Source organism: Psychrobacter sp. CX18 (assembly GCF_057396215.1).
The window spans coordinates 94,378-112,741 of the sequence record NZ_JBXYJH010000003.1 but is presented as its reverse complement, the minus strand read 5'-3'; the positions used below and the strand labels follow the sequence as shown (position 1 = coordinate 112,741).

Sequence of the window (18,364 nt, the reverse complement as noted above, 5' to 3'; positions counted from 1 at the left end):
TGAATAAAAAAGTTCGAGAATATAATCGGCAATTGAGTTTAAATGTCATTCCTGTCGTCATTATTCTGATTTAGAACGACTATAGCCATGTCTTTTAAGCTCTAATTTGGCAATCATACCTCTATGAACCTCATCAGGCCCATCTGCTAAACGTAAACTACGGGCTTGGGCATAGAACGCTGGAAGCATTGTATCTTGGCAAACGCCCATACCGCCATGGATTTGCATCGCCATATCCACCACTTCTTGCAGAACATTTGGGGCGACGACTTTGATTGCTGAAATCTCTGTCAGCGCATTCATAACACCGTCTGTATCAATTTTATGGGCAGCATATAGCGTCAGTAAGCGTGCCTGATCAATTTTTATACGGGCTTCAGCGATTCGTTCCATATTGCCACCAAGCATCATAATCTTCTTACCAAAAGCGCGTCGGCTCATGGCGCGATGTACAGCAAGCTCTAACGACTTTTCAGCAGCCCCAATACAGCGCATACAATGATGAATACGACCAGGTCCTAAACGACCTTGCGCAATCATAAAGCCCATACCCGGTGCACCAATAACGTTACCAACCGGCACTCGCACATTATCAAACACAACTTCACCGTGACCGTGCGGCGCATCATAGTCACCAAATACGGTTAACATACGCTCAATGTTGACACCTTTTGTGTCAATGGGGACGAGTACCATTGAGTGTTGTTGATGACGGCCAAGGTTTTCATTGGGGGTGTGCGCCATAAAGATGATGAAATCAACATCGGGATCACCTAAGCCGGAAGACCACCATTTACGACCGTTAAGTACAATCTCATCCCCTTCCACGATGGCCGTCGCTTCCATATTAGTGGCATCACTTGACGCGACATCAGGCTCGGTCATACAGAATACTGACCGAGTTTCACCGTCTAACAAAGGCTTTAAAAAGCGCTCTTTTTGCTCCTTATTGCCAAAGCGCCATAATAGCTCCATATTGCCACTATCTGGCGCATTACAGTTGAAGATATTCGGAGCAATCAAGCTACGTCCAGTCAGCTCAGCGATAGGGGCATAGTCAGTCACTGATAAGCCTGCCCCAAGGGTATCGTCGGGTAAGAAAAGATTCCACAATCCGGCATCTTTCGCTTTTTGACGCAACGTATAATATTGTTCAGGCCACTGCCATTTTTTCCAGTTGCCATGATTGTTTGATTGGTGACTGGACTTAATTAGGTCGGCTTCAATGGGGTCGATTTCTGTTTGGATAAAGTCTTTGACGCGGTTGTAAAATTCTTGTCCACGTGGGGTGATGTCGAACATCATAAAATCCTTTTTATGGTTGATTGAGGGGTAGTTAAAGATTGATTTGTTTTAACAACACATTGGCGACGAATTGATTGCGAATTTATTATGAGTTGATTACCAATTGAATAGAGGTTGAGTCAATTCTTAACTATAGTCATAGTGTGACATGTCTATTAGTATCCATTAAGTTTATCATTAATTCAAAGGCTTATTAACCATTGATAATGGCGTCGCGTTTCATTTTTTAAATATAGTCAGCGAACGACTAACGGTAACAGCGTTAAGCTCGTTAAGCTTACTCCCTTATTACTTATAACTTATAACTTATAACTTATAACTTATAACTTATTACTTATTACTTGCACTCGGTTGCCTTGTAACCATTTTAGACTTCTTTGAGTATAAAGCATTGCCTGCCTCTGTTTTATTTCGACAGGGCATGACCAAAATTGGTATCATAATGTCATTTATTTATTTGGCCTAAATGGCAAATCAAGGGCATAAAACCTAAGGCAATGACCATGACACAGACTGCTACAAATTCAGATAATCATCATCAAATTAATAAAGAGACAAAACCCATTATCGATGAGATGCGCACCCTCATCAAACAAGTGCGACTGCATAATAATGCCTATTATGTCATGGATGAACCGGTTATCAGTGATAATGAATATGATCAATTGCGACTGCGTTTGATTGAGCTTGAGGAGCGTTACCCAGACTTAACCCAGCCTGATAGCCCAACGGCTAGTGTAGGAGATGCGCCGCTACCGTCATTTTCACAAGTTCAGCATGACATCCCTATGCTGTCATTGGGTAATGTGTTTAGTCAAGATGAGCTTGCAGAGTTCATGCGCCGTGTGAATGATCGGCTTAGCGAGGCTGAACAGTATCCCACCTATGAGATGGAGCTCAAGCTTGATGGTTTAGCCGTTTCTCTTAAATACCATAACGGTCATTTTGCGCGGGGCGTGACCCGTGGCGATGGACAAACGGGAGAGGACATTACCCAAAATGTCAAAACGATCAATAACATACCGCTAGTGCTAGAAGCAGCTTATGATATAGAGGTGCTCGAAGTACGGGGTGAAGTGCTGATGCCTAAAGCAGGGTTTGAGCGTCTTAACCGTGAAGCCAAAGCGGTAGACGGCAAGGTATTTGCCAACCCTCGAAATGCGGCTGCGGGTAGCTTGCGTCAGCTTGATCCTGCTGTCGCAGCCAGTCGTCCATTGGCCTTCTATGCCTATTCCGTCAATCAGGGGCTGCCTGACGGGATAGACACTCAGTCACAAGCGCTGGCATGGCTGAAAGATATTGGCTTTACCGTCAGTGCGGTTAAAGTGGTTAGAGGACTGGAAGAGGCGCAAGCGTATTATGAGTCGGTCATCGAGACCCGTGCAGAACTTCCCTTTGAAATCGACGGCACCGTTATCAAGGTTGATAATCTACAATTGCAAAGTCAACTAGGTTATTTGTCACGTGAGCCGCGCTGGGCAACCGCTTACAAATTCCCCGCCGAAACCGTCATGACCACCCTCAACGCTATTGAATGGCAAGTCGGACGAACGGGTCAAATTACGCCAGTCGGTAAGCTTGAGCCTGTGCAAGTCGGCGGCGTGACCGTGAGCAATGTCACCTTGCATAATATCGGTGAGATTCAGCGCCTAGATGTGCGGGCAGGGGATACCGTCAGTGTGCACCGTGCCGGCGATGTGATACCTAAAGTCACTAAAGTGTGGCATGAGTTTCGTCCTAAAGACACCCATCCCGTAGAGCTACCGAGTCATTGCCCCGTTTGTGATTCACCAGTTGAGTTACCAGAAGGTGAAGCCTTAGCACGATGTACAGGAGGGCTATTTTGTCCCGCTCAGCAGCAAGAGGCGCTTATTCACTTTGTCTCACGTAAGGCAATGGATATCGATGGACTGGGTGAGCGTTGGTTAATTAGCTTCTTTGATCAAGGGATCGTCAAGACAGTTGCCGATATTTATCAATTGCAAGCACATAAAGACGAGTTGATGACCTATGAGAAGCTCGGCGAGAAGTCAGTCAATAATATATTAAATGCCATCGAGGTCAGTAAAAGCACAACGCTATCTCGATTTATCTACGCGATAGGCATTCGCGGCGTCGGTGAAACAACTGCTCAAAACTTAGCACAGTATTTCGGCGATTTGCCTGCCCTGATGGAGGCCAGTATTGAGGCATTGGAAGCCGTACCAGATATCGGTCACATTACCGCTGAGCAAATTTTTAACTTTTTCCGAGCGGATCATAATGTCGAGGTTATTAATGCCTTAATCGCCGCAGGCGTGCACTGGGAAAAAGTAGAGCAAGTGGCTTCAGACAACTTACCTTTAGACGGTCAAACGTGGGTTATCACTGGTACTTTAGTCAACAGTGGCATGTCACGAGACGAAGCCAAAGCCAAACTACAAGCCTTAGGTGCCAAAGTATCCGGTAGCGTCTCTGCAAAAACGTCTGCATTATTAGCCGGTGAAAAGGCAGGCTCAAAACTGACCAAAGCCGAAAGTCTTGGGGTAAGAGTGGTTGAAGAAGCGGAGTTTTTACAGTTGATTGGGGAGTAGAGTGTGAGGGTGTCAATTGACATTTTATAACTCTCTCAAAAGGGGGAGCTAATCTTGCTTTTTCGCTTATAGTTAGCAGGCTGTGGCGAACAGCACCTACACACAATCGTGTTCCTGTTACCTCGATACCACGCCTGTGTAAGGTGCTGTATGCGCCACATCCTACTAAGCTACCGCTTCAATCAAGGCTAAACCGCTCTATTCTTTAGCGTTCGTGCAAAGTCAAAGCGTAACCGATTAAAGGCATACGCTTCATAGATCAGTTTATTGTCATCACTTTCTACATTCGTTCTCAAAGACGTAAATCGCTAAGTAGACAGCTACTCATATGCAAAATGACGCTATCGATCTCAAAGGACTTTAATTCAATAAATTTAATACACCCGTCCGCTTAAAATAGCGTTATCATAAAGCATTAAATGCCTTAAAAGTTAATGGCAAACAGACCCTAAGGTGATGATTTGTTTCAATGAATAAAAAAGGATATTTTATGCAATATGACGTTATTGTGATTGGTTCAGGAATGGTAGGCACATCCATTGCATGGCATCTACAAAAAAATAATTCTGAAGTGTTACTGTTAGATAAAAAAGCACCCGGTGAAGAAACCTCCTATGGCAATGCGGGATTGATACAGCGAGAAGCGGTATTTCCGAAAGCGTTTCCAAGACAACTGGGTGAAATAGTTAGAGTACTGCCGAATAAAAGTACTGATATTCGATACCACTGGTCTGCTATTTTCAATTATCAAAGTGCATTGTATCGATACTGGACTAGCTCTGCGAAAAGCAAACTGACTAAAATCGAAGACGAGTGGGCGACCTTGATTGCCCATTGTACCAATGAGCACGGCGTGATGATCGAAGCGTCAGGCGCCGGCGAGCTGGTACGCAAAGATGGGTTTTTTGAGTTATACCGCCACCAATATAAGTTGGATGAAGCGCTGATAAAGGCAAAGCGGGCGCAACAAAAAGGGGTTCAGTTTAAAGTCGTGAGCGTCGATGAGTTGAAACAAGCAGAGCCTAATGTTAACTTTTCTGACTTTATTGGTGGTATTCACTGGCAGAATACTTGGCAGATAAAGAACCCAAGTCGATTAGTGAAAACCTATGCCAAAAGCTTTGAGGCATTAAATGGTACGATCAAGCAGGCTACGGTAACCGATCTTAAACAAGCAGACGATGGAAGCTGGCAGGTAGAGGTTGAGATTCATACTGACTCAGGCGTAGACACCCAAACTTTTAATAGCACTCATGTGGTCATCGCTGCAGGCCCTTGGTCGACTCAATTTACCGCGCCTTTAGGCTATAAAATTCCGCTATTTCCAATGCGAGGTTATCACCAACATTTTAAAGTGAATCCAGAAAATAGAATTGGACATAGCTTATATGACGCAGAAAAAGGCTTTATTATGGGGCCAATGGAACAAGGTATTCGTATTACCACTGGGGCGGAGATGACATTGATGAATGCGCCAAAGGATACCACTCAGCTTGAAGCGGTGCTTAAGGTCGCTAAGAAGGTCATACCCATCAAAGATGCGGTGGAATCTGAAGCATGGCACGGCTCTCGACCCTGTATTGCCGATATGAAGCCTGTTATCGGTCCTGCTACTCATCATAATAACTTATGGTTTGCCTTTGGTCATGCGCATCAAGGATTTACTTTAGGGCCTGCGACAGGACGGTTGATCGAAGAGATGATTCATAATAAACCGTTGTATATCGATCCAGCACCGTTTAGTGTTGAACGCTTTGCTAATTAGGCAAGGTTATGGATCAAATCTTGAGATTCTGAATAAGATTCTAGCCAATTGAAAGAAGTGCTAGAAAATTATGGTAATACATTAATTATAAACGGCTTAACACACAAAACAATTAACAAGGAAAGATTCATGCAAAAGTTACATAGCAACCAACGTATGAGCAAGATTGTCATCCACAATGAGACGATTTATTTATGCGGACAAGTGGGCAATGCCGAAGATGATATTTCTGATCAAACCTTGACCTGTCTTGAGAAAATTAAGGCATTATTAGAAGAGGTGGGTAGCGACAAGTCAAAAATGTTATCAGTAACCGTTTGGCTAAAAGACATGGCTGATTTTGACGCAATGAATGCGGTATGGGATGAGTGGTTTAGTGATGTGGCACCTCCAGCACGTGCTTGTGGCGAGTCAGCGTTAGCACGTCCTGAGCTACTGGTAGAAATGATCGTCATTGCCGCCGTGTAGAGCACCATACTTATAGATGATATAGTGGAAAGCAACAGGTTCTAAGTATGGATTTTTTTCTAGGTTCGGGAGCATAATTTTTCTATTTATGAGCACTCGATGAGGCCTGTTCAGACCCGTGTGTTACCTCAATAGGTAAGGTCAAACCCTTTGCAAATTCATGAGAAATGACGTAGTTATGAGTACTAGGGGTAACATTAGGCGTGGTGTACACTGTAAGCTTAGCGTCACTTTCGGAGTAAGAGTGTGATAGGTAGCTGTCACCCAATTGATCAATAATCTTTTCCAAAGGCTCGTTGCTGGCCATACCCACCGTCAAGCTGTGCTGGGCTTGTTTGGGGGATATGTGTGAATACTCTGCTTGAGCTCTGACAGGCTCGCTGTCTAAGCCGAATGGATAGTTGAAGCTAGCAGGATCGATGGCTGTCTCCCCAGAGTCGACCGTGTTCCAGTCTATTGATAAGGGTTGGTTTCGAGTTGAAAACTGTTGCTCTACCGTTTTCTCTTCATTGTTCTCTATGTTCTCTATGTTCTCTATATTCTTACTAATATCTGTATTGTCATGATTATTCATAGTGTCAGTCCCCTCTGCGGGTATGTTTTGATTTTCAGAGGCAGGCGGACGCTTATCATTGGCTTCTGGCGTGGCTTCTTTATTACATCCAGATAGTAAAACAGTGGTACTAAGCAAAGCCGTTAATATAACGGAGCTTAAGGTTGACGTTGAAAAGCTCGTTTTTTGAGCTTTAAAGGGTGATTGAGATAAAGGCGACTGGCATAAAGGTGAATTCAATAAAGGTGAATTCAATAAAGGTGAATTGAATAATGAAGGTACAACAAAAATCGGTTTAGGCATCGCTTAACTCTCATAAAATTTAGGATCGAATATGAGTTAACCTTGATATCGACAGTGGTTAACTCATGACACTCAAACAATATACAGCCCCTAATATATCAAATAACCTTCATTTAGACTGCATTTAGGTTCAAATTTAGGTTCTATTATCGATTAGGTTCTGTTACAACAACCCTTAACCTGCAGAGTTGGTTAATCGAGTATCTCTGCCAATTCAACTAATTTAATGAATTCAGCACGGCTACCCGTTGTGTCCATTTCACTATTCACCCCTGATTTTGCCAAACGGGAGACTTGCGCATAGGTTAGGCCATTCACATACTTGCTTTTTGAAAGCAATTGCCCGTATCCGGCTACTGCCATCGCAAAGTTGGTATCGGCAGAGGCTTGGCTAACATGATTGGCAATTGGGAAAGATAGTAATGTTGAGGTATTAGCATTTGGCGCTTTATATCGAATCTTTAAAAAGCCCAATTCGCTTTTATTGGACGTGCTAAGCGGCGCGGATTGTTGATAACGACTCGGCTCTAATAAGCCTTTTTCGCCCACTGGGGTAATCTCAAATAAAGCGATAACTGATTTTCCAGCACCAAGTTCGCCGGCATCAACCTGATCATTATTAAAGTCTTCTTTGGCCAATACGCGGTTTTCATAGCCAATTAAACGCCATTCAGACACAGTAGCAGGGTTAAATTCTAACTGAATCTTAACGTCTTTGGCGACCGTATTAAAGGTAGAGGACATCTCATCTATTAATACTTTCTTCGCTTCGGTTAGGCTGTCAATGTAGCTATAATTACCATTCCCATTGTCGGCAACCTGTTCCATCATATGATCATTATAGTTGCCCTGCCCAAATCCTAATGTAGATAATGAGATGCCTTTATCTCTATTGTCCCGAATAATATCCAGCATATCATCCACATCAGAAACCCCCACGTTAAAGTCGCCATCCGTCAGCATTAAAATACGGTTAATGCCCTCTTTCTTAAAACTCTCTTGCGCTTGCTGATAAGCCAGCTTAATAGCGGCCTCTCCATTGGTTGAGCCATTGGCATCTAAAGTATCAATGGCATTGAGTATTTTTTGAGTTTGGCTGCCAGAGGTAGCGGGCAGTGCCACTTGTGTATTACCAGCATAGGTGACTAGGGTAATGGTATCTTGAGGCCGTAGCTGTTTAGTGAGCATTTTCAAACTCGATTTGACCAGTGGTAGCTTGTCAGAAGACGACATAGAGCCTGAAACATCGACCATAAATACAAGATTTGCAGGGGGTTGGCGTTGCCCATTTGCTACTGTGTCCTCAGCTTTAATGCCCACTTTGACAATACGATTGGTCGGATGCCAAGGGGATTTGACTACCTCACTACTCACTAGAAATGGCGCATTCGCTTGTTTTTTAGCATAGCTAAAATCATAGTTAAAATAATTAATCAGCTCCTCAACTCTTATGGCATCAGACGGTGGTAAGCTTCCATTATTCAGGAAACGGCGGACATTGGCATAGCTACCTGTATCGGTATCAATGCTCAAAGTAGCAAAGGCTTGCTCTTGTGTCGCATGAACGGCATTGCGCTCAATTTCGGCATAATTTTCGGTATTATTATTGATGCTATCCATCAATAATGGCGCAGACATTGGACTGGGCGACACCAATTTACTCATTGGGGCACTGGTCACGACGGCTGGGCTAGACGCTGCTTCATCAGCAACCACTAATAATGGGGTGTTTTCAACCACTCCAGCAGCCTTAGTAGATTCTAATGTGGGTGATGCCGGTTCAGCAGTCATCACCTCATTTTGTTGCTGACTACAACCGCTTAAGATGGCGATAGACAATATGCTACTGACCAGCAATAGAGGTTGTGTGCGTGGTTTATGAGTTTGTAGACAACTGAGACAGCTAAGACAACTAAGACGAGTAAGCGTTTTCATAAAAGGACCTTAAGGGGTGCGTAAAGTTAAACCTGTGAAGGTTGATGTTAAAAATCATATTAACAATACTATCAAATAAGGCTAATAAATAATAAGCTTTTAATGATTGTACCTAGTTTTTAGTTTTTTTACGACTTACAGCGTGTTCATCCATACATAGCTAATATTTGTGTAACGTCACATAGTTCAATCATAAATGTAAACATAAATGTTAAATAGGACCCTGCTATAACGTCAGGATATGACGTTCTAAGAAATGGCATCTTAACAATGAGCGGCTTACTTACAATCGTCATATGGTTTTCAAATGAATACGAGATAAACTAAGTCTAAATACGTAATAAATTTTAATAATCATTATCTAACTAAGGAGATTTTATGGCAGCTGGTAGTCTATTAATGCTACTCGATGATATTAGCTTACTCATGGACGATGTATCGGTCATGACCAAAGTTGCCGCCAAAAAAACGGCAGGTGTGTTAGGGGATGATTTAGCACTAAACGCCGAGCAGGTGAGTGGGGTCAAACCCAGTCGTGAGCTTCCAGTAGTATGGGCGGTAGCGAAAGGCTCATTTTTGAATAAACTCATATTAGTACCCGCTGCGCTGATCATTAGCTTCTTTGCGCCTTGGCTTATTACCCCCTTATTGATGATGGGTGGGCTTTTTCTATGTTATGAAGGGGCAGAAAAAGTCATTCATAAGTTTTGGCCAAAGCTGCTACCAGAAGACGAAGAGCATCAAGCGCGAGTGGCAGCAAATGTTGATGAGACAGTTGATTTAGTGGCGCTGGAAAAACAGAAAATAAAGGGCGCCATCCGAACAGATTTTATTCTATCTGCTGAAATTATAGTCATTAGCTTGGGAACGTTAAGTGCCGCAAGTTTATTAGATAAAAGTCTCGTGCTGACTATTATCGCGATCGGTGTGACAATTGGTATCTATGGCTTGGTAGCGGGTATTGTCAAAATTGATGATGTCGGCCTGCATCTTATTGAAAAGCCTGATGTTAGCCGAGCCACTAGGAAATTTGGTGAGTTTTTGTTAGCAGCAGCGCCCAAACTCATGAAGTTCCTATCTATAGTTGGTACGATTGCGATGTTCTTAGTCGGTGGTGGGATTATCGTACACGGTATTAGCCATCTACATCATGCTGTCGAAGATCTTGCGCATTTAACCGGTATCTTTGAGGGTGTATCAACTACCTTGCTCAATGGGGTCATTGGATTTGCCGTTGGTTTGGCTGTGTTGGCATTAATCACAGTGTTTAATAAACTGCGTCATGCTGCGGATTAAACATGAAATGGTAAAAACCACTTTAAAATTCACTACTCATTGTATTTCACCCTAAAATAAAGTGTCCCGTTCTAAAGTGATTAAAAAAGGCCCTTGTAAATTTACAAGGGCCTTTTGTTTAAACAACTTTAATTAAACGCTATTAGTTATCTTTATTTGGTTCTATGACCATATCAGAATATCTAATACCTTATCTATAAAATAACCTATCTTTATCAGGCTCACTAAACTTAATATGTGGCATTTACACTGGCTTTCATCGATAGATTAATTTCTAGATTTAGTATAACAACTTTCGCCCAATTAACTCGCTCTAGCTAATCCTCATTGGTAGAGTGATTGTGATTATCTGAGCGGTCATTAGACTGAGTCGTCTTTTTTTGTTCGTCTTTCGGCTTACGACTACGTGCCTTCGGAACTTTTGGTGATGTCAGATTTAATAGACCTGTCTGAGGTAACAGTTGCTCAGAGATGGTCTCGATCATGCTCTTATAGGTCTCAATACTGGTTTTATTAGAAGCTTGAGCAGCCTGTTGTTCATGAGACTGATCACTTTCAGCATGAGACGCTTGAGCTTGATTCTCTTCTGGCTGCGCGTCACTGTCACCTCGACTTTCTGAATGTTCCTCTAGTTTTTGCTCACTGACTTCATCAGCATGAGGCTCACTCACTAACGCGGTCGCTGGCTGCTCTAGGCTTTGTTCGATAACCGCCTCTTCATCGTGCTGAGTCTGACGATCATCTACACCATTGTCAGATTGAACAGTATTAGTATTCTGAGACACAGGTGCAGGCTTATCGTAAGGTTGACGAAGGGCCTTTAAGAAAGCAGCTTCTGTTTGACCGCTACTAATCAAGTCCTTGCCTTCTTGTCCTAGTACTTGAGCCACAAAATCACCCACATTCAGCTTAAGCAAGCCCGCCATTGCTTCTGCGGCAGATTGAGAGGCGTTAGTAGCCTGCGTTTCAACCTGAGGTGTTTGGGCATCAGTAGATTCTGAGTCACCTGATTCAAGCTTGGTCTCTTGGTGGTTCACGTGACTGGCCCGTTGCTGATCATCTCGCTTGGCCTCTTGCTTCACTGCTTCTTGCTGAGCAGGAGGCGTATAGTCAGGATGCTGACCACGCGGATCATTTGCCGCACGAGCACCAATCGGCGTCGGCGCCACGTCAGTTTTACCTTGCTCGATGTTATGAGCGGCGACAGGGGAAGTCATTTGCGCAAAGCGTTCGAGATAGCTTGGCGACAGTGACTGATAGCCATAGTTCACAAAGCTAAATGAGCCAAATGAAGCTTTGTCTTCAGCGCTAACCTTATTGTCAGTAACATTGATTTCCTTGGACTTGGTCACTGGTTTAGCTTGGCTGCCCGAGGTTTCTTTATGCGCATTTAACGCCGCTAAGAAACAAGTTATGACGCCGTCTTTAGCAAGTCGCATACGTGGCTGAGCCAGATGGGTATGAATAAACTGACCCACTGTACCACTAATTGCAGTGGTGACAGGCTTAGTAGTAACCGGCCCACTAGCAGTAGCTACCGACTCAGCACGCTGACTACGCTCACTGAGCTTGTTTTGCATAGCCGCTTTGATGAGGCGAGGATCATTAGCCGCTTGTCCGTACTTTTTGGCTGCCACATAACGATCTGCAAATAGAGTCTCTGTATCGAAACTCATGGTTGCAACCTCACCCTCTGAGTCACCGTCTACTGAACTCTGAGAGATCTCTTCAGATTGTTGATTAGGCGTCTCTTTGCTATCTTGAGCGTCATGAGTGCCATCACGGCCTTTAGTCGTCTCCGCCCTTGATGTCACCGGCTGACTGTCCACTGGCTCATTACCCTTAGTGAATGACTGATCAGCTGTCTCACTAGGAACTGGTTCTGATTTAGCTGATACAGAATCTTTAGAATCTACTTTTGATTCAGATGATTCACGGTTAACAGACGCATGATTATCAGTATCAAGCTTAATAGTGTGCGATTGCTGATCTTTACGATCCGACTCACTATTAACCGGTTGTTGAGTCTTATCATTACCATGCTCAGCAACCTCTTTAGCGGGCTTACCAGACTTTTTAGTAGTATCTGAGGCTAATTGAGCTGACTGATCCGCTTTTGCATCAGGTTTTGGACTGTCATTGTTAGTATGTAAATTATCATCTAACGAGATATGAACCACTTCTGGCTCTTTGAGTGTCACTTCCGCTTCAGTCACCTTTAAGCTAACCTCATTCGGATCGACATTGCGTTCATGTTGTGAACGGTTATTGGACTTGTCCGATGACTTATTAGTATTGTCATGTTTTGAATGACTGTCAGAACGGTTTGAACCATTAGCAGATTTATCTTGAGACTGCTTATTTTGATCGTGCTTGTTCTGATCCTGCTTTGAAACAGGTTGTTTGCTATCACTGCGCTCTATTGGGCCACGTGACTCACGTTTGCTATTAGGCTCGCGCTTTGGCAAGTCAGCTGAGCCATTATTAGCGCCATGAGTAGACGAGTTGCTGTCCACGTTGTTTTTTTGGTGTGACGTCGCACTTGAGGATGCATTATTGTCATCAGATTTATCGTCTTTATCTTGATAGCGGCGACGATTATCAGGTTTGCTACGCTCGTTACGTTTGTCGTTTTTACTGCGACCTCTGTTATTGCGTGACCGACGACGTTCTTTGTCTTTTTGGATATCAGAGCTGTCATTGCGACTGTCTTCTTCACGGGTACCACCAGTCTCTGAGTCACTCGCTACCTTAGCTTGTGGTGCAGCAGCAGCGACATGACCAAATGCCCCACGGCTTTGAGCGCCAGTATTTACAATAGCTTCGATAGCCTGAGCGGCCTCGGCACTGCTTACCGTCGCTGACATTTGTGCTTCAGGCGTTGGGGCGAATAGATTAGATAGCCAAGCAACCGCAGCAGGTTTGGACTGCGTCACTTGTGCTTGATTAGGCGGCGCAGCGGTAACGCTTGCAGGGGGTAGCGTTGGGTTGGCAACAGCGCCCGTATTATCGATAGACTTTTGATCAGAGGTAGACTTATTTTTCGAAGTAGACTCTTGTTGACGCGGCTGACGGGTAGGCTGTTGTTCTGGACGTTCAGACTCCGCTGTTTGCCAATCAACATCATAACCTAGGCCACTGGTTTCTTGTAGCTGAGTATCAGTCACCCGCTCGTAGCTGGCAGGCGCAAACCCTTGATGGTTAAAATGAAGGTTGAAATTAGGCGACTCTAAATGGGCATGCGGTAAAATAGTGATGCGAGTACCACTATCTTGCTCCAAATATACAATGCTTTCGCGTTTTTCATTAAGCAAGAAGGCAGCGACATCAGTAGGTACTTCGGCCTGTACCTCACCATGACGCTCTTTTAGGGCAGTCTGCTCAATTTGACGCATAATGGACAATGACAAAGAGCGTAGGTCACGAATCATACCGTTACCATGACAGCGGGGGCAAATATAGCCTGTCGACTCTTCAAGCGATGGACGCAGACGCTGACGACTCATCTCCATTAGGCCAAAGCGTGAAATCTCACCAAACTGGACGCGTGCGCGGTCATATTTAGTGGCTTCAACTAAGCGTTTTTCCACCTCTTTTTGGTGTTTGTTATCGTTCATATCAATGAAGTCGATAACGATCAACCCACCCATATCACGTAGGCGCAATTGACGGGCAATCTCATCTGCTGCTTCAAGATTAGTATTGTAGGCAGTTTCTGCAACATCAGCACCTTTGGTCGATTTGGCTGAGTTGATATCAATTGATACTAAGGCTTCAGTTTGATCGATCACAATGGAGCCACCTGAGGGCAGGCGTACTTCGCGTTGATACGCGGTTTCGATTTGACGCTCGACATTAAAGCTTGAAAACATCGGCTCAAAGTCGGTGTATTTACGTAGCTTATCAATTTGAGTCGGCATAACCGCTTTTATAAAGGTTTCGGCCTCAATAAAGGCTTCTTCATTGTCTATCCAAATTTCAGCGATGTCATCGCGCAGATAGTCACGCACCGCGCGCGTGACAACGCCCGCTTCTTGGTGGACTAAGCGTGGTGAGGCGTATTTTTTGTTTTGATCTTGGATGGCATTCCAAATATTGAGCAAATGATTAAGATCATGTTGCAGATCATCTTGTGTTTTTCCGATACCCGCAGTACGTACGATGACACTCATGCCTTTCGGTAAGTTAAGCTCACCTAGCATGCGCTTCATGTCTTCACGTAATTTACCTGAGATTTGACGAGAAATGCCGCCCCCTTTAGGGTTGTTTGGCATCAATACTAAATAGCGGCCTGCTAAAGAGACATAAGTTGACAGCGCAGCGCCTTTATTACCGCGCTCTTCTTTTTCAACTTGGACGATGAGCTCGTCACCTTCTTTAATCAGTTTGCGAATATTTTCTTCACGAGGATTGCCAGATAGGTATTCACTGGCGATTTCACGAATGGGTAGAAAGCCTTGACGTTTTGAGCCATATTCTACAAATACCGCTTCTAATGAAGGTTCGACACGGGTGACATGACCTTTATAAATATTGGCTTTTTTCTGTTCGCGAGTGCGGTTTTCAAGGTCGAAGTCATAAAGATGGTTGCCTTTACAAAGTGCAACACGAACTTCTTCGTTGTGAGTAGCGTTAATAAGTATGCGTTTCATTGCTGTGTCCTAGTTTAGGTCATGACACACAATGGCTATTACAGGGGGAGTAAAGCTTGGCAAGACAGAGCGCTGATATATTTGTGCTCTGGGAAATGACTGCTTTTACCGATAAAACGGTGACTAGACAGACATTTCATAATTAAGAGACTGAAGGTAAAACGGTTAAAACTAAACATTAAAAGCGTATGAGTATCATACTATAACTGATTGCTTTTAGACTATGGGCAGGGTAGTGCAGTATCTGCATTTGCCTGTTGAAATTAAGTTTGCAACTTTTGGTGATATGCTTTTGGTATTAGGCTAAGGCTGTAGGTCCTTAGATTATTCCAAAATGACTCCTATCACATTTTAAACATATGTCATGAGTATTTTGTGTTAGTTTCCAGCCACTTTTTAAGTCACTGTCGCTGTTACGTGAATGCTTACGTTATATAAATGTTTAAGGTTGCCAGTTTATAGTCATGTTAGCCAGTATTTTTATCGCTATGTAGTATTTTTTTAGGGTTAATTATTACTAATAATAAAGTCATTATCGATAGTTTGATAGATAGTTAGGTAAGTTGTAAGGTCACCCTTCTATGCTTATGGTCTTGTACAATCGTTAGCGAATGATGATAATCAGTGGCATAACGTCTGTGATCCATTGAAAGACTCTTTTATATCAATAATATTATCCGCAAAACTAATAACGGTAATAGTATCTGGGTAAATGAGGTAAACTTAATTTTAAAGGTTAAAGTTTTATCTCGTTTTAAATTGTGGACTAAGTAGGCGGGGCGTACTTGGCAAATAACAGCTTATTTTATGATGACAAAACGCAATTTATAATGTGTTTTATTAAGGTTATTTGACCGCCTCATTAGTACCGTGTCGTCTCTTATTATCATGCTTATTCGCAGTTGATGTTAAACGGTAGCCTAGGCTTGATGTCTAACGCAAGTTGTAAGGTTGCTGGTAGAGTCAATAAGTCTAGAAGCGACGTTGTAAGATCAACTGGGCTTTTTAATAGTGGGGATCACTGACCCCCTTCTATTGTTATCCTAAGACAGTAAAGCATTGTGCACATGTTAAAGTTAAATGGGGGTTGGGGCGCCAAGGTGTTAAAACAAAGAGGCAAATTTAATAGCGTTTGGCTACTAAAACCGCAAACCCAAAATTTAGTTGTTTAAAAAATTATGTTGTGGGCTGACTTTAATAGTGTTGTTATTATTAGTGTCCCTACTATTAGTGTAACTATTATTAGCGTAACTCTTATTAGCGTTTCTAGGAGTAAACTTAAAAACGTTAGATGTCTGTGTAAATAGACGGCTCTAAGTGACTAAATAGTGACTAAATTTAGGTAATTAATAATGCTATGGGTATTGTTATCAGCGTATGCAACAACTGAGCTTTCACTCGCATTGTTAAATTTAAAAATTAACATAACGGGTAAAATATTGACAAACACCACAAATAGTAGGTTTGGCAAGATTAATAGTGTTAAGTTGATTTTATAAAAGGTATAACAATACACGAGACATAAAGTCAACGTGTTAGACTATACCAAATCTTTTGCCAAACGCCTAACAAAATATGTCAAAAAATCACCATAACCCTAAGAATGATGTAGAGAAAATGAGTAATAGAGACGAGAAGATAGAGCAAGACCTTGAGGGTCTAATGAGCAGTGTGGGTGCTGAACCCACCCAAGTAAGACGCCATTCTACCAAAGCCCGACCCCAAAGTGCGGATGAGGATATTAAAGACTTCTCGCAAGTCAATCACCTTGAGGTGACGCGCAATCAACATGGTCAGCGTGTCGATAACTTTTTATTAGCCCGACTCAAGGGTATGCCGCGAGCCCATATTTACAAAATGATTCGCTCTGATGAAGTGCGCATTAATAATAAACGCTGTAAGCCTTATGACAATCTTGAGCGTGGCGATGTGGTTCGTATTGCCCCTGTGCGCTTGGCTACCCGTGAAAAACCTGTCATTAGTGACAGCTTTGCCAATAGCTTACTGGAGCGGGTCATCTATGAAGATGATGGGCTCATTGTCCTAAATAAACCCTCAGGCATGGCGGTTCATGGCGGTAGTGGTATCGACTTCGGGGTGATTGAGGCCATGCGTGACGTCACCAATAAAAAATACCTCGAGCTGGTGCATCGTATTGACCGAGATACCTCAGGTCTATTAATGATCTCCAAAAAGCGCTCTGCTTTAAAAGTATTGCAAGAGCATTTGCGTGAAAAAACCATCCAAAAGCATTATCTTTGTCTTGTAAAAGGACAACCTACTTTAAATGAGATTAAAATTGACGTGCCATTACTGCGCTATACCTTAGCCAGTGGAGAGCGACGAGTCAGAGTCGATAAAAGCAGTCAAGACGCTAAGCCAAGCCAAACGCTCTGCCATGTGTTAGCAAGATTTGATATTAACGGTGAGCCGGTCAGTCTCATTGAGGCGATGCCATTAACGGGACGTACTCATCAAATTCGTGTGCATCTCGCATATTTAGGTCATCCACTCTTGGGTGATGATAAGTATAATCCGCAAGATCAATCAGGGGTGCGTCGTTTATGTTTGCATGCCTGGAAGCTTGATATTCCTGAGTATGAGACCATGATTGCGCCTGTGCCAGATGACATGCAGGATATTATTCCCAGTGATGTACATTTAGACAGTTAAGCTAACAAACCTTAGCATTACCTAAGTAATTTAAATTAGAAATGAGTAATATGACTTCTCAAGCAAAACTCAATACCATTATAAACGATAATAAAAAACACTCTGCGCATCCATTAAGCACCAAGTCTTTAATTATTTTTGATTGGGATGGGACGTTGATGGATTCAATAGGTCTCATTATAAAAGCCATGCACGTCGCTGGCGAGGCGCATGGCTTTAAAACCACAGATGAGGCGGTAAAATCTATCATCGGACTAAGTCTTATCCGAGGCATACATATGTTGTACCCGCAGGCTACAGATGAGCAGCACGCTGCGATTCAGCAAAGCTATGCCGACTTTTATATTAAGGCGAGTACGGAGCCAAACCAGCCACATTCGCAGTTTTTTGAGGGTATAGAAGATATGCTCCAGCTGTTGCAGTCTCAGGGTAAAAAGCTGGCAGTGGCAACGGGGAAAAAACGCGCGGGCTTAGACAGAGTGATGGATTATGCCAATAGCCGTCATTATTTTGTCACTAGCCGCTGTGCAGATGAATCTGGCTCAAAGCCCAATCCGCAAATGCTACTCGATATCCTAAAGGAAACCGGTCAAGATATTGACGATGCCGTGTTTATTGGCGACAGTATTCATGACATTCAGATGGCGAATGCTATAGGTATGACGTCTATCGCTGTCAATTATGGCGCGGCAGCAGGCAGTGTATTGGCCGATGAGAATCCCACTTATCAAGTTGAAACGCCACAGCAGTTGATTGAATTATTAACGACAAACTATAGCACCTAGACCTTATTCATAGAGTACTGTTTTTTAGGAACTGACTAATTGGGGTACAATAGAGC

General features: G+C 43.1%; 10 protein-coding genes. 6 read left to right on the top strand and 4 right to left on the bottom strand.

Annotated elements, in window-relative coordinates; all coding sequences use genetic code 11:
- Window positions 1-60: 60 nt before the first annotated feature.
- On the bottom strand, window positions 61-1,302 hold the full coding sequence (locus tag AC2SLT_RS02590; RefSeq protein ID WP_486546325.1) for an acyl-CoA dehydrogenase family protein: 1,242 nt from the start codon (window positions 1,300-1,302) through the stop codon (window positions 61-63).
- Between the two features lie 506 nt (window positions 1,303-1,808).
- Here AC2SLT_RS02590 and ligA point away from each other — a divergent pair.
- The 3 genes from ligA to AC2SLT_RS02575 all read left to right on the top strand — a co-directional run bounded on the left by ligA (window position 1,809) and on the right by AC2SLT_RS02575 (window position 6,111).
- Window positions 1,809-3,878, top strand: coding sequence for an NAD-dependent DNA ligase LigA (gene ligA / locus AC2SLT_RS02585; RefSeq protein WP_486545941.1), 2,070 nt, complete (start codon window positions 1,809-1,811; stop codon window positions 3,876-3,878).
- 490 nt (window positions 3,879-4,368) lie between these two features.
- On the top strand, window positions 4,369-5,643 hold the full coding sequence (locus AC2SLT_RS02580; RefSeq protein WP_486545939.1) for an NAD(P)/FAD-dependent oxidoreductase: 1,275 nt from the start codon (window positions 4,369-4,371) through the stop codon (window positions 5,641-5,643).
- Window positions 5,644-5,772: 129 nt separating this feature from the next.
- On the top strand, window positions 5,773-6,111 hold the full coding sequence (locus tag AC2SLT_RS02575) for a RidA family protein (RefSeq protein WP_486545937.1): 339 nt from the start codon (window positions 5,773-5,775) through the stop codon (window positions 6,109-6,111).
- Between the two features lie 82 nt (window positions 6,112-6,193).
- Here the strand turns inward: AC2SLT_RS02575 and AC2SLT_RS02570 are convergent, their stop codons facing one another.
- Entirely contained in the window at window positions 6,194-6,967 is a 774-nt protein-coding gene (locus tag AC2SLT_RS02570) for a hypothetical protein (protein WP_486545936.1), read from the bottom strand.
- 192 nt (window positions 6,968-7,159) lie between these two features.
- The gene (locus AC2SLT_RS02565) at window positions 7,160-8,902 is read right to left on the bottom strand and encodes a YfbK domain-containing protein (protein WP_486545934.1); all 1,743 of its coding nucleotides are present in this window, start codon (window positions 8,900-8,902) and stop codon (window positions 7,160-7,162) included.
- A 378-nt stretch (window positions 8,903-9,280) separates the two neighbouring features.
- On the opposite strand from AC2SLT_RS02565, the gene AC2SLT_RS02560 reads away from it, so the two are divergent.
- Entirely contained in the window at window positions 9,281-10,198 is a 918-nt protein-coding gene (locus tag AC2SLT_RS02560; protein WP_486545932.1) for a DUF808 domain-containing protein, read from the top strand.
- Window positions 10,199-10,515: 317 nt separating this feature from the next.
- Here AC2SLT_RS02560 and AC2SLT_RS02555 read toward each other — a convergent pair whose 3' ends face one another.
- The gene (locus tag AC2SLT_RS02555) at window positions 10,516-14,850 is read right to left on the bottom strand and encodes an Rne/Rng family ribonuclease (RefSeq protein WP_486545930.1); all 4,335 of its coding nucleotides are present in this window, start codon (window positions 14,848-14,850) and stop codon (window positions 10,516-10,518) included.
- Window positions 14,851-16,425: 1,575 nt separating this feature from the next.
- On the opposite strand from AC2SLT_RS02555, the gene AC2SLT_RS02550 reads away from it, so the two are divergent.
- Complete coding sequence (locus AC2SLT_RS02550; RefSeq protein WP_486545929.1) at window positions 16,426-17,523, top strand: RluA family pseudouridine synthase; 1,098 nt, start codon at window positions 16,426-16,428, stop codon at window positions 17,521-17,523.
- 50 nt (window positions 17,524-17,573) lie between these two features.
- Complete coding sequence (locus tag AC2SLT_RS02545) at window positions 17,574-18,308, top strand: HAD family hydrolase (RefSeq protein WP_486545928.1); 735 nt, start codon at window positions 17,574-17,576, stop codon at window positions 18,306-18,308.
- The last annotated feature ends 56 nt before the right edge of the window (window positions 18,309-18,364 follow it).